A 14,160-nucleotide genomic window follows, 5' to 3' on the forward strand; every position below is an offset into this window, starting at 1 on the left:
GAGCCACGCGGCCCCTCACCCACCGGTAAGGTGTTTCGCATTTTTCTATAAAGTCACGCGGAGCCAGTCACCGTAACTTACCCTTCTCATTTGGAGGAAATGAGAAACGCAAAGGTATGGAGGAGATTACCTTGGCAGCAACCGCAGAGGAAAATACAGCATCCCTGTCCCCCGAGGACGAAAAACTCAGCCTTGGCGCAAACCTCGCCTACGGCCTTCAGCATGTTCTGACGATGTATGGCGGCATCGTTGCCGTTCCATTGATACTCGGTCAGGCATCCGGCCTCTCGCCAACCGACATCGGCCTGCTCGTGACGGCCTCTCTGTTTGCGGGCGGCCTGGCCACCATCCTGCAGACGATCGGGATACCGTTCTTCGGCAGCCGCCTGCCTCTTGTGCAAGGCGTGTCCTTTTCCGGCGTCGCGACGATGATTGCCATTACCGGACATGGCGGCATTCAGTCTGTTCTTGGCGCCGTTATCGCGGCCTCATTCATCGGCCTCGCCATCACGCCGGTATTTTCGCGCATCACGCGCTTCTTTCCACCGCTGGTCACCGGCATTGTCATTACGACCATCGGGCTCACGCTCATGCCGGTTGCGGCAGGCTGGGCCATGGGCGGCAACAGGAATGCACCGGATTTCGGCAGCCAGGCCAATATCCAGCTCGCGGCCGTGACACTCGCGATCGTCTTGCTGCTCAGCAAGCTGGGGAGTGCGGCCATATCGAGGCTCTCCATCCTACTCGCGATCGTCATCGGCACCGGCATCGCTTATGCCATGGGCATTGCCGACTTCTCGCGGGTCATGACTGGTCCCTTCCTCGCCCTGCCGCAGATCTTCCACTTCGGTTATCCGGTCTTCGATACGGCGGCGATCGTCTCGATGTTCATCGTTGTCATGGTGACGCTCGTTGAGACTTCCGCCGATATTCTTGCCGTCGGCGAAATCGTCGGCACCAAGGTCGATGCCCGCCGGCTCGGCAACGGCCTGCGTGCCGATATGCTCTCCAGCATCCTTGCCCCTGTCGTCGGTTCCTTCACGCAGAGCGCCTTTGCCCAGAACGTCGGCCTTGTCGCGGTGACCGGGGTCAAGAGCCGATATGTCGTGGCAACCGGTGGGCTCTTTCTCGTCGCTCTCGGACTGCTCCCGGTCGTCGGCCGCATCGTGGCGGCCGTCCCGAGTTCCGTGCTTGGAGGAGCAGGCCTCGTTCTGTTCGGAACGGTGGCCGCGAGCGGGATCCGGACTCTCGCCAAGGTCGACTACGACAACAACATGAACCTCATCATCGTGGCGACTTCGATCGGATTCGGGATGATCCCGATCGCATCTCCGGGCTTCTATGAGCATTTTCCTGCGTGGGTCATCACCGTTTTCCACTCCGGCATAAGCTCAGCAGCATTGATGGCAATCACGCTCAACCTTCTGTTCAACCATCTGAAGGCCGGCAACTCGGACCAGCAGTCGGTTTTCGTCGCGGGAACGGAGCGTCTGATCCGCTTTCAGGATATCGCCATTCTCCATGACGGCGATTACTTTCTGAACGGCAGGCTCTATGATGCCAACGGCGCAGAGGTTCCGCTGATCGCCGCGGAAGCCCATTGACCGCCATATCCATCAATCGACTTGCTTGAAAGTGCGCCTGCTTTCAAGCCATTTATCATTCAGCCTCGGGAATCATCTACCCCGATGTGGCGCATGAGCGAGGTGGATCAGTCCCAGCACGACAACCGGACTAAACCCTTTGAAAGCCCGGTCTCGGGATTGACGGAGCGGCGGAAATCACGACAAAGTGCGCCCGCATAACCCTCTCCATCGAATTGCCCCGGCGTTGGAAGGGGCCAGACAGAACCTCGTAGCGAGCAGGAACGATAGCCATGGCCAAGCTTTCCGATATGACAAAGCACCGCGGCTTTCCATCCGGCATGCCAGGAACAGGCATCCAATTCACCATTCGCCGCGCGAACCCCAGGGGCGTGACGCCGATCAAGCAGCTTCCTCGCCGCGCGCGGCCGGGATCGCAGGAACACCGTGTCGACGCGGCCTTCCTGCACGCGCTCTGGCACCAATTCGGAGCAGAACCATTCGAGCGCGGTAACCTCGACGCGGCCCGTCTGAACCTGCTCTTTGGACGTGAGGTCGTGGCGGCTGACAAGGATTTCGATCCGATGTCCTATGAGGCGATGCTTGTCATCAACGAAAAGCTGGCGCGCGAAAATTTTCCGGAGGCCTTCGAAGACGTCATGGAGGTCTGACGACGTCACGCCCTGTCTGGGTTCGTTCAGAACCTGCTTCGCAGAGCTTGCCGACGCTCACGCAGACCGGGTTGGAACCGCTCATAAACTGCTTTCCGAAGATGTCGGCGGCTGGCTCTCCCGGCGGTGTTTGGAAAAATCTTTCCGCAAGGAGAGCATCGTTTGGTTGCCAAAAAACCATAATTGTTCCACCTAGATCATATACCGAACACTCAACGATCCAGAATCGGGCCAAGATTTGATGCGTATGAAATATGGTTTACTCTGCCTTTTCCTGGCAATTGCTCCGTCGGCATATGCCCTGGAAGCAGGTTCGCCGCCAATTTTGACGCCACTGCCGCAACAGGCGCAGGCCGCTCATTTGAGCGCAGAATTCCTCACCCGTTTCCATTACAGGCCAGTTCCGCTGGATGATGCTCTATCGGCCAAGGTCATGAACCGGTTCATCAAATCCCTGGACCCGGACCGGATCATCTTCTCGCAGGCAGATATCGACAAGTTCATGGCCGGCAGCACCAAGATCGACGACGCCATCAACCAGGAAGACCTGAATATCCCGTTTTCCATTTTCAACGTGTATGAGCAGCGGGTGGTCGACCGCATGAGCTATGCGCGCAGCCTGCTCAAGCAGAAGTTTGATTTCAGCGTGCAGGAAGATTATCCCCTGGTGCGCGACAAACAGCCTTGGCCGCAATCCGAAGCGGAAAGCAACGACCTGTGGCGCAAACGTGTCAAGAACGACTGGCTGCGCCTGAAATTGGCCGGCAAGGATGATGCCACCATTCGCGACACGCTCGACAAACGCTACGAAAATTCGCTCGAGCGTGCCTACAAGTACAAGAGCGACGACGTGTTCCAGTCGTTCATGGATGCCTATACGACGTCGGTCGATCCGCACACCGACTATTTCGGCGCGACCGCTTCGGCTGAATTCGATATTTCCATGAAGCTCTCGCTGGTCGGGATAGGCGCGGTGCTACAGGAAAGAGATGATTACACGACGATCCGCGAGCTCGTGGCGGGCGGCCCGGCGCAGTTGTCCGGCAAGCTCGCCGTCGGCGATCGTATTATAGGTGTCGGCCAAGGCGAGAACGGCGCGATCAAGGAAGTGGTGGGGACCCGCCTCGACGAAATCGTGCAGATGATACGCGGCGCGAAGGGTTCCGTCGTGCGCCTAGATATCCTGCCGGCGGATGCCGGCCCTGATGGCAAGCATCACGTCATCAGCCTGCTGCGTGACAAGATCAGCCTCGACAAGCAGGCTGCCAAGAAGACCATCCTGTCGGTCAAGGATGGCGATGCCAGCCGCAAGATCGGTGTCATCACCCTGCCGGCATTCTATGAAGACTTCGAAGCGCGGCGAAAGGGCGACAAGGATTACCGAAGCGCGAGCCGCGACGTCGCCAAGCTTCTCGATGAGCTGAAGCAGGACAAGGTCGAAGGCGTTCTCATTGACCTTAGAAACAATGGCGGCGGCTCGCTCGCCGAAGCGATCGATTTGACGGGTCTGTTTGTCGGCAAAGGTCCGGTGGTTCAGCAGCGCAATGCGGACGGCCAGGTGGAAGTGGAAAACGACGATCTTTCCACCCCCGCCTGGACTGGTCCGGTCGGTGTGCTGATCAATCGCGGCTCGGCGTCGGCTTCCGAGATTTTTGCCGCGGCGATACAGGATTATGGCCGAGGCGTGATCGTCGGCGAACCGAGCTTTGGCAAGGGCACGGTGCAGACCGTTGTTAATCTCGACCAGGTTGCCCATAACGCCAAGCCGAAATTCGGCGAACTGAAATTGACTGTGGCCCAGTTTTTCCGGGTCGATGGCGGCACGACGCAGCTGCGCGGCGTGACGCCCGACATCAGCCTGCCGGGTCTTTCGGATCCAAAGAGCTTTGGTGAATCGAGCTATGACAATGCCCTGCCGTGGACGCAGGTCAAGCCGGCCAAATATGCGCCGGCCGGCAACGTAAAGGCATTGCTGCCGCAACTGCAAAGCCGCCATGAAGCGCGCGTGCAGAACGATAAGGATTTCCAGCGCTTTGTCGAAGACATCGCCGTGCTGAAAGCACAGCGCGACAAACAGGTCATTTCCCTCAACGAAACCGAACGTCGCAACGAAATGGCCGCTCAGGCAAATCGCCTCAAGTCGCGCGACCAGATCAATGATGGCGTGGATACCGGCGAGGACGACGGCCTGCAGGCCAACGAACGCAGCCTGAGCGCCGATATCGCCATCGAGAAAGCCCGCAAGAATGCAAAGGACGTGCTGCAGAACGAGGCTGCCGCAATCCTCGCCGATGAGGCGATCCTGCAGGCGGGAGCGCCGAAGACGGCGGCTCAGTAGCGCGGAAACAAAGGGTTTGTATAAGGGAGAGATCGCGGTAAACCGCGATCTCTCCCTCGACTGGCAGGCAACCGTAATAGGTTCAGGACATTCCCTCATGTAATCTGGATGATGCGACCTGGATGGGTTTAGGCGCCGCGGCAGCGGCGCGCAGGATTCCATGAAAACCGGCCCAGAGCGCAATCGACCCCAGCGCGAAGCTTCCCAAAATCACGAACATCGCGCTATAACCAATTTCCTGCGCGAGCCAACCGCCTATGGCTGGACTCAAGGAAGCGCCGACACCTTGTACGGTCATCACAATGCCCTGGCCGGCATTAATGCGGCCGGTTCCGTTCAGGATGCGTGCGACCAGCGCCGGCACGGCGACACTCTGCAGGCCCGCGCCGACGCCATCGAGGATTTGGACCGGATATACGCCCCAGGCGGTAATCAGGTGGGCCGCGACAAAACCGCGGACCGGCAAAGACATGAAGGAGACCAGCAGCACGAGCCACTGCCCCCTCTTTTCCGCCATATGCATCGCGATCAACGAGGTGATGATCATGGTGCCCTGTGCCACTACGACGGTCAGGGCAACAAAAGCCGCCGGATCGCCCCGCTTGGCGGAGACCACGGCAAGCCCGTAGAGCGGCAGCATCGCCCCGTTACCGAGATGGAATAATGCGAGAGCACCGGCCAGAATCAGCAGCGGCTTTGACCCCGCAAGCACCTCGAAACCGCTCGGTTTGCGCTGCGCTACAGTTCCCGTTTCCCCTTGCAGGTCGATCACGCGAAGAACGGCGCCCCGCGCCTCGTTATCGTCGATCGCGGCGGGCGGAATCATCAGAACGGAACCGATGGTGAGCACGCCGAATACGGCGGAAAGCCAGAATACCGCCGTTAGTCCGAACATCCAGCCGAGCCATCCTGACAAAGCGGCGCCGACCAAATTGCCGGCATGGTTGAAAGCTTGATTGTAACCAGTCTGCCGATTGAAGCCGGCTTGCCGCGCGATACCGAGGGTAATCCCGCTGAGAGCCGGGCCGATCGCGGCGCCCGCAACGGCAGTCGCAATCTGGGACAGCGCCACAACCCAGAAGACCTGTGACAACAATATGATCATGGAGGCCAGCACGGTGCAGATGCCAAGCACGATAACGCACGCGCGCTTGTGCGTCGTCTCATCGATGAAGGCCCCGGCCGGCGCCATCATCAGCATGCCGGCAAAGCCGCCGATCGTCATGACCGAACCGATCGATCCGCTTTGCCAGCCATGCGCGATCAGGAAGACACCAAGAAAGGGGCCGATGCCTGCCTGAACATCGGCCATGAAGAAGTTGAGGAGCGCGAGCGAGATGAGTGCGCGAGCTTGCTGGTCAAAAGGCGATGAGCGCGGCAAAGGATAACCATATCGTTCCTGAAATCGTCAGATGAACAGCACCCGGCCGCAAAAGGTTCCCAGCGAGCGGAGCGCCATGTCTTCGTACGTCGACGCGTCACAGTTACGCCTGGTGTTGCTATGGCGGAAATGCCATCGAGTTAGAGCGTGATGCCGAAAAGTGTAGGCGGTTTTTGGACGGCATTACGCTCTACTTCTTTGATTCTAGAGCGGATTCAGATTTCAGGTCGATTCGACCTAAAATCATCCGGCTATAGGGCCAATGATTATATGGTGATCGGACCATGAACGACGCGAGGTTCTGGCAATCGCGGCCCGTTCGACGGTAGGGCATTAACGCCAAATCCCTCAGCAGGTACGCTTGCGTTTCATCATGGTTTTCAGCCTTTCGGCTCCGATCTCATCGACGGGCGTGTAGACGATCATGCGGTCGTCATTGCTGGGGCTTGCCCACCAATTGTTGGATTGCAGCGCAAGGATCGTACCGTCGGCAAGACGGAAGCGCTTGACAACGTTCTCGATGCCTTTGAGCTGGTAGCGGTCCCAGACGATGCGGAACTGATCCGAGGCGCTCATATAGCGCTCCAGCTGCCGCTCCCAGACAGGATCGTCGAGATGTTCCGCCATAGAGGCACGAAACAGGGCGGCCATGTTGGCCAGCATCTCGTCGGGGTCGGCCTGGCTTGCACGCCAGGCAGGATTGACGAGGGATAGGTAGATGCAGTTTCGATCTTCGGGTGGGAGCGCATTCAGGTCCACCCCGACGAGACGGCGATAGGCTTCGTTGAAGCCGCGGATATTGTAGCGCTTCGTCTGGATGAGCGCGGGATAAGGACAGAGTTGATCGAGAATGTGCTGGCTTGCCGCGGTCAGCGGCTCGCAGACCCGGGGAGGTTCGAGCCGGGGCGGTACGGGCAGGTTCGCCAACCTGAACAGATGCTCCGTCTCGATCTCATTGAATTCCAGTGCCTGTGCGACAGAGAGGAGCACGCGCGGCGACACGCGGATCGGCCGGCCCTGCTCAAGCTTCGTGTACCAGGTAATGCCGATATCGGCCCGTGCCGCCACTTCCTCGCGCCGCAATCCAGGTGTACGAACCCGTCCTGCGCGGCCAATGCCCAATCGCTTGGGATCGAGCGTTTCGCGCCGGCGTCGCAGCATCTCGCCCAGTTCCTGCGCACGCGACAGCATGTGATTGGAGGTTATGTCGAGCGTACCGTGCATGTCCATTCTCCAGCCTGATACTTTTTATACCAGTCTAAACAGATGTCTTGTACCGGTTTAACATAGGTATAGAAGACTGTGGACTCAGTTTTCCAAATCCTTTGAGGTCTTCATGTCATCCGCACCAATCCGGCTCGGCCAAGTCGGCCTGATGATCCTGCTCGCCGGCCAATTGCTGCTGCAGCTCGATTTTTCCATCATCAACGTCGGCCTTGCCGCCATCTCTGCCTCGCTGCACGCCGGCGAGACCGAACTTGAACTCTTCGTTGCCGCCTATGGCGTGGCGTTCGCCGTCTGCCTGGCCATGGGCGCGCGCCTCGGCGACAATTTCGGCCGCCGACGCATGTTCGGCCTGGCCGTGCTGATGTTCTGCCTTGCCTCGCTGCTCTGCGGCGTCGCGACATCCGTCGCCTTCCTCATCGTCGCCCGTGCGCTGCAGGGAATTGCGGCAGCGCTGATGGTGCCGCAGGTGCTGGCGACGATCCATGTCACGCTCACCGGACGCGACCATGCCCGCGCGGTTTCCCTCTACAGCGCAATCGGCGGAATTGCCTTCATTGTCGGCCAAGTCCTCGGCGGCTTTCTCATCTCCGCCAATATCGCCGGCTCCGGCTGGCGCAGCATCTTCCTCATCAATCTGCCGATCTGCGTCCTGATCCTTTGCAGCATCTGGCGCCATGTTCCCGAGACACGCGGCCAAGACAGAGTCCCGGTGGACTGGTCCGGTATGGTCACGCTGGCATTGCTGACGCTATCCGTGCTGCTGCCGACGGCGCTTGGCCCGTCCCTGCATTGGAACTGGCTCTGCCTGCTGGGCTTCGTGCCGATCCTGCCGCTGACGGCGCTTCTCTGGCGCATCGAGCGGGCCAAGGAGGCACGCGGCGCCTTCCCGATCCTGCCACCATCGCTGACCCGCATCTCCAGCATGCGCTTCGGCGGGCTGATCGCCATCATCTTCTTCACCTGCTGGAGCGGCTTCATGTTCGTCTTCGCCCTGACGCTGCAGGCGGGCGCCGGTCTGACGCCGCTGCAATCGGGCAATGCGCTGATCGCGCTCGGCGGCTCCTATTTCGTCTCGGCCGCTTTCGTCACGCCCCGGCTTGCCGGCATGCGCCGCGAAGCCATGCTGGTGACGGGCTGCCTCATCCAGATGACCGGGCTCGTCCTGCTCATCGTGACGCTGGAAATGGTCTGGCCGCGACCAGGCGTCATCAACCTCATCCCGTCGACCATCCTGATCGGGTTCGGTCAGGCGCTGATCGTCAACTGCTTCTACCGCCTCGGGCTCGCCGATGTGCCACATGAACATGCCGGCGCAGGCAGCGCCATGCTCGCCACCATGCAGCAGGTTTCGCTGGGCCTCGGGCCGGCGATCCTGGGTGCCGTCTTCGCACAGGTCCTGCAATATAAGAGCTTCTATCTCGCTGCGGGGGTGACGGCCATCGCCGTCGAGCTCGGGCTGATGGCCATTCTGCTGCTAGCCACGCTTCTACGCCTGGCTCGTCAGCGCGCCCTTCCAAAAGAAGCTGTCGAAATCGACGACACGCTGATCGTGGCGCCCGAATGATGCCGCGATGAAGCTGCCGCTGCTGTGCCGCCAGCAACAGCGGCTTCACGCCAGAAATACTCCCATGCCGGATCTGCCGCCGGCGTGACTGATCACTCAATTCCGCTTAGAGCGCGATGCCGAAAAGTGTAGGCGGTTTTCGGACGACATCACGCTCTACTTCTTTGATTTTAGAGCGGATTCAGATTTTAAGTCGAACAGACCTAAAATCATCCGGCTCTGGGCGCGCTTGTCAGTCCCGGTTTCGAATGCCATTGCTCTTGGAACCTCGGATGACAGACAAGCAGCTTTAGATGAAACTGGACACAATCGACCTGCGGATACTGGACGCCATTCAACGCGATGGCCGCATCACCAAACTTTCGCTCGCCGAGAAGGTCGGCTTGTCGCCGACGCCATGCTGGCTGCGCCTTCGCAAGCTGGAAAAGGCAGGCATCATCACAGGCTATCATGCACGCCTTTCGCTGCGCCGGCTCGCGCCGATCGCCAATGTCATGGTTGAGCTGACACTTGCCAACCATCGACAGGCCGACTTCGAGCGCTTCGAGCGAGCAATCGCAGCCATCCCGGAAATCGTAGCCTGCTGGGCCGTCGGCGGCGGCGTCGACTACATTCTGAAAATCATGGCCGCCAATATCGACGCCTACCAGCGTCTGATCGACGATCTCCTCGATCGCGATCTCGGCATCGAGCGCTATTTCACCTACATCGTGACCAAGACCGTGAAGGAGGAGACGGCACTGCCCGTCACCGACCTGCTCTCTCCGGATGCGTCTGGCGACGAATAGAGAGACTCTCTACCGACGCCATCCTCTTTAGCTGCTTTCTCTCTTCCGCCCGCTACCAATGGACAATCTCTCGCGGCGTTCCGTGAGAGCATTATGGCATCTGGAACGAGAGACCCGACCATGCCTGCGCTCCACGCCCGCACCACCTATCATGAAGCCCTTTCGCGGCTGAACGACCGCCATCTGCTGCGAGACCTCTCCTATGTGGCGGGCCGTTGGGTCGCCGGCAAGGCCGGTCGCAGCTTCCAGGTCACCGATCCCGCATCCGCCGCAACACTTGCCTGGGTCACCAGCCTCGACCAGAGAGAAGCCTTCGAGGCCATCGACGCGGCAACGGATGCCTTTGCGGCCTGGCGTTCACTCCTGCCGCAGCAACGATCATCGATCCTGCGCAGGTGGTACGAATTGATGATCGAGGCGCGCGAGGATCTGGCGCTGATCATGACGCTGGAACAGGGCAAGCCCTTGGCCGAATCCCACGGCGAGATCGATTATGCCGCAGGCTTTATCGAGTGGTATGCCGAGGAAGCAAAGCGCATCAACGTCGAAAGCGTGACCAGCCATCTGCCCGACACCGAAATGTTTGTCCGCAGGGAAGCCCTGGGTGTCGTCGGCATCGTCACGCCCTGGAATTTCCCCGCCGCGATGATCACGCGCAAAGCAGCCGCAGCGCTCGCGGCCGGCTGCACCGTCGTTGCCCACCCATCATCGGAAACGCCATTGTCGGCGCTTGCGCTCGCGGAACTCGGCGAACGCGCCGGTCTTCCCGCCGGCGTCTTCAACGTGCTGACCGGCGATGCCGCAACCGTCGTCGGCGCCTTCTGCGACGATCCGCGGGTCAGGGCGTTGAGCTTCACCGGGTCGACCGGCATCGGCAAGCTGATCGCCGGTCAATGCGCCGCAAGCATGAAGCGGCTTGTCATGGAGCTTGGCGGTCATGCGCCCCTGATCATCTTCGACGATGCCGATCTTAATCGTGCCGTCGATATCGCCATCAATGCGAAGTTCGCAACTTCCGGCCAGGATTGCCTCGCCGCCAACCGCATCTTCGTTCAACGCCCGATCATGGACGCTTTTGTCGCGGCTTTCAGCAAGCGCATCGCTGCCCTGAAGGTTGGGAACGGATTGGCCGATGGCGTCGACATCGGACCTCTCATGCACGAGCGCGCCATTGCGAAAGTCGAGGAACACGTCGCCGATGCCCTGAATGGCGGCGCGAGACTTGCCACCGGCGGGAAACGCCACTCCGCCGGCCCGCTGTTCTTCCAGCCGACCTTGCTTGTCGATCCCGCGCCGGATGCCCTGATCATGCATGAGGAAACATTCGGACCAGTCGCGGCGGTGACGCCCTTCGATACCGAAGACGAGGTCGTCGCCCGCGCCAACGATACCGAGTATGGCCTTGTCGCCTATGTCGTGACGACGAGCGGCGCCCGGCATATGCGGCTTGGTCGAGCTCTCGAATACGGCATGATCGCCGTCAACCGCGTGAAGATCACCGGCAGCTCGATCCCCTTTGGCGGCTGGAAGCAGTCGGGCCTCGGCCGCGAAGGCTCCCGCCACGGCATCGAGGCCTTTACCGAGCTCAAATATCTCTGCGTCGACACGACAGCCTGACGCCCCGAATAGAAAAAGAAGGAACCACACTATGCTGGACAAGCGCAACGAACTGAACGCCTGGGACAGGGACCATTTCTTCCATCCGTCGACCCATATGGGAATGCATGCGCGCGGCGAAACTCCGACCCGCGTCATCGCCGGCGCCGAAGGCGTTTACATCACCGACACCAACGGCAAGACAAGCCTCGACGCCTTTGCCGGTCTTTACTGCGTCAATGTCGGTTATGGCCGGCAGAAAATCGCCGATGCGATCGCCGAACAGGCAAACAACCTCGCCTATTACCACGCCTATGTCGGCCATGGCACGGAAGCCTCGATCACGCTATCCAAGATGATCATCGACCGCGCGCCGGATGGCATGAGCCGCGTCTATTTCGGCCTTTCCGGCTCCGACGCCAACGAGACCAACATCAAGCTCATCTGGTACTACAACAACATCCTTGGCCGCCCGGAAAAGAAGAAGATCATCTCCCGCTGGCGCGGCTATCATGGCTCCGGCGTCATGACGGGGAGCCTCACCGGCCTGGAGCTCTTCCACAACGCCTTCGACCTGCCGCGCGCGCCCATTCTTCATACCGAAGCACCTTATTTCTTCCGCCGCGCCGACCGGTCGATGAATGAGGAGCAGTTCGCGCAGCATTGTGCCGACAGACTGGAGGACATGATCCTCGCCGAAGGTCCGGAAACGGTCGCAGCCTTCATCGGCGAACCGATCCTCGGCACCGGCGGCATCGTTCCGCCGCCGAAGACCTACTGGCAGAAGATCCAGGCCGTTCTCGACAAATACGATGTGCTGCTCGTGGCTGACGAAGTCGTCACCGGCTTCGGCCGTCTCGGCACGATGTTCGGCTCCGATCATTACGGCATGAAGCCGGACCTGATCACCATCGCCAAGGGTCTGACGTCTGCCTACGCGCCGCTTTCCGGCAGCATCGTTTCCGACAAGATGTGGCAGGTTCTCGTTCAGGGATCCGACCAGCTTGGCGCCATCGGCCACGGCTGGACCTATTCTGCCCACCCGATCTGCGCGGCTGCCGGCATCGCCAATCTCGAACTGGTCGATGAACTCGGCATCGTCGAAAATTCTGGCTCCACCGGTGCCTACTTCCGCTCGGAGCTCACGAAGGCAGTCGGCGATCACAGGCATGTCGGCGAGGTCCGTGGCGACGGGCTGATGGCGGCCGTCGAATTCGTCGAGGACAAGGATGATCGCAAGTTCTTTGACCCGGCGAAGAAGATCGGCCCGCAGGTGGCGGCAGCGCTGCTTGAGCGCGGCGTCATAGGTCGTGCCATGCCGCAGGGAGACATCCTCGGCTTTGCCCCGCCGCTGTGCCTGACCCGTGAGGAAGCCGATACCGTCGTCAAGGCGGCCGCCGGCGCCATCGAAAGCGTGCTTTCGAACCGCTGATCCGGCCGGCCGGAAGAATGGCTCTGTTTTGCGAGACGATTTGGCGGCCCGTTGTTGACAACGGGCCGCCAGATCTCATTCGGTCATCGCCATCCGGCAATGGATGGTATACATGGATCTTGAGAATTGTACCGGATCAATCCATGTATCGTCATGATTCAAAAGACCAGGACAATGGCGCCTGGAAACCCGTCCTCCAGCATCGCAAGGGCGTGACCAAGCACAAGCTGCTCACCGACAAGATCATCGCCGACATCGATGACGGCATCCTGCCGGTGCACGCGCAGATGCCGACGCATCGCGATCTCGCCCATGCGCTTGGCATTTCGGTCCAGACTGTGAGCCTGAGCTACAAGGAAGCGGAGCGTCGCGGCTATCTGCGCGGGGAAGTCGGACGCGGTACCTTCGTGCGCAGCCGCGTCACCGAACGCGCCGACAGCTTCATGCTCGATCGCGATCCGAGCGGCAGCGCCGATCTCTCCATCATCCGGGCCGTCTATACGGAGGCGCATGAACGATCGGCTCGTGAACTCATGCAGGCGCTGGCCGAAAGCGACAATAGCAGCTTCATGCGGCCCTGCAGGCCGATCGCTGGCCTCGATGCCCATCGCGCAGCAGCGCAGGTCTGGCTCTCAGGCCTGTCGGTCAAGGCCGATCCGGACCGAATCCTGGTCACGAATGGCGCCGCCCACGGACTGTTCCTTGCCGTCGCCTCGGTTGTTCGGCCCGGCGAAGTGGTCCTGACGGAAAGCCTGACCGATCACGGCATCATCGGCCTTGCCAATGTTTTGGGTTTCACGCTGCGTGGTCTTCCGACCGATCGCGAGGGTATCCTGCCAGAGGCTTTCGAGGCGGCCTGCGCCATCGGCGACGTGACGGCGCTTGTCATCGTTTCCTCGCTCGGCAATCCCACCAGCCACGTCATGGGGGCCGAGCGCCGGCGCGCAATCGCCGATATAGCTCGCCGGCATGGTATCTTCGTCATCGAGGACGAGGTTTACAAATCGATGCTGCGCGATCCCCTTCCCTCCATGCCGGATCTCATCCCGGAACTCGGCTTCTTCGTGACCAGCTTCACGAAGTCCGTGATGACGGGATTGCGTATCGGCTATCTGGTGGTGCCAGCCCATTATTCGATCCGTGCCGCCTCGATCCTGCGCGTTACCGGGTGGAGCGCCACCAATGTCGTTGCCGAAATGGCGTCGCGCTGGGTTCTGGATGGGACGGCGGAAGCCCTGCTTGCCGTCCAGCGCAGCGAAGCGGAGGCCCGGCAGGCGATCGTCTCCAACGTGATGGCCTCGTTCGTTGCCGGCAGTCATCCCCTGTCGCTTTGTGCATGGCTGTCGGTTCCCGAGCGCTGGACGGAGGAAGGCCTTGTGCGCGCACTTGCCCGCAAGGGTGTCGCGGTCACGCCGTCCGATCCGTTTGTCGCCGGTGGAGAGCGGCCGGTTGGCGGCATTCGCATCTGCCTGGGCGGCCGCCTGTCGCATTCCGCCCTTCGCTCGGCACTCGAAACCGTTCGCGGCACCTTCGAACAGTTGCCGCCTGTCTTCGACGTCGGCTCGATCGTTTAGCCTTGC

General features: G+C 60.6%; 10 protein-coding genes. 8 read left to right on the forward strand and 2 right to left on the reverse strand.

From position 1 onward, the window contains the following. Positions 1-131 precede the first annotated feature (131 nt). The 3 genes from HGP16_RS13455 to HGP16_RS13465 all read left to right on the forward strand — a co-directional run bounded on the left by HGP16_RS13455 (position 132) and on the right by HGP16_RS13465 (position 4,592). Positions 132-1,604, forward strand: coding sequence for a nucleobase:cation symporter-2 family protein (locus HGP16_RS13455; RefSeq protein WP_168840523.1), 1,473 nt, complete (start codon positions 132-134; stop codon positions 1,602-1,604). A 272-nt stretch (positions 1,605-1,876) separates the two neighbouring features. Beyond that, positions 1,877-2,254, forward strand: a complete 378-nt coding sequence (locus HGP16_RS13460; protein ID WP_168840524.1) for a hypothetical protein — start codon at positions 1,877-1,879, stop codon at positions 2,252-2,254. Positions 2,255-2,495: 241 nt separating this feature from the next. Then, positions 2,496-4,592, forward strand: coding sequence for a carboxy terminal-processing peptidase (locus HGP16_RS13465; RefSeq protein ID WP_168840525.1), 2,097 nt, complete (start codon positions 2,496-2,498; stop codon positions 4,590-4,592). A gap of 82 nt (positions 4,593-4,674) precedes the next feature. Here the strand turns inward: HGP16_RS13465 and HGP16_RS13470 are convergent, their stop codons facing one another. After that, on the reverse strand, positions 4,675-5,973 hold the full coding sequence (locus HGP16_RS13470) for an MFS transporter (RefSeq protein WP_168840526.1): 1,299 nt from the start codon (positions 5,971-5,973) through the stop codon (positions 4,675-4,677). A gap of 348 nt (positions 5,974-6,321) precedes the next feature. Beyond that, the gene (locus HGP16_RS13475) at positions 6,322-7,197 is read right to left on the reverse strand and encodes a helix-turn-helix transcriptional regulator (RefSeq protein ID WP_168840527.1); all 876 of its coding nucleotides are present in this window, start codon (positions 7,195-7,197) and stop codon (positions 6,322-6,324) included. Positions 7,198-7,309: 112 nt separating this feature from the next. Here HGP16_RS13475 and HGP16_RS13480 point away from each other — a divergent pair, with 112 nt between their 5' ends. From HGP16_RS13480 to HGP16_RS13500, 5 genes are all read left to right on the forward strand, one after another. Beyond that, a complete protein-coding gene (locus HGP16_RS13480; protein ID WP_168840528.1) occupies positions 7,310-8,764 on the forward strand; it encodes an MFS transporter in 1,455 nt (484 codons plus the stop codon). Between the two features lie 293 nt (positions 8,765-9,057). Beyond that, a complete protein-coding gene (locus HGP16_RS13485; RefSeq protein ID WP_168840529.1) occupies positions 9,058-9,552 on the forward strand; it encodes an Lrp/AsnC family transcriptional regulator in 495 nt (164 codons plus the stop codon). A gap of 120 nt (positions 9,553-9,672) precedes the next feature. Continuing rightward, entirely contained in the window at positions 9,673-11,169 is a 1,497-nt protein-coding gene (locus HGP16_RS13490) for an NAD-dependent succinate-semialdehyde dehydrogenase (protein ID WP_168840530.1), read from the forward strand. Between the two features lie 31 nt (positions 11,170-11,200). Next, entirely contained in the window at positions 11,201-12,580 is a 1,380-nt protein-coding gene (locus HGP16_RS13495; RefSeq protein ID WP_168840531.1) for an aspartate aminotransferase family protein, read from the forward strand. 143 nt (positions 12,581-12,723) lie between these two features. Beyond that, positions 12,724-14,154 (forward strand): PLP-dependent aminotransferase family protein, encoded by a 1,431-nt coding sequence (locus HGP16_RS13500; RefSeq protein WP_168840532.1) that lies wholly within the window; start codon positions 12,724-12,726, stop codon positions 14,152-14,154. Positions 14,155-14,160 lie beyond the last annotated feature (6 nt).

It is taken from the genome of Rhizobium sp. P40RR-XXII (assembly GCF_012641405.1).
Classification (GTDB): domain Bacteria; phylum Pseudomonadota; class Alphaproteobacteria; order Rhizobiales; family Rhizobiaceae; genus Rhizobium.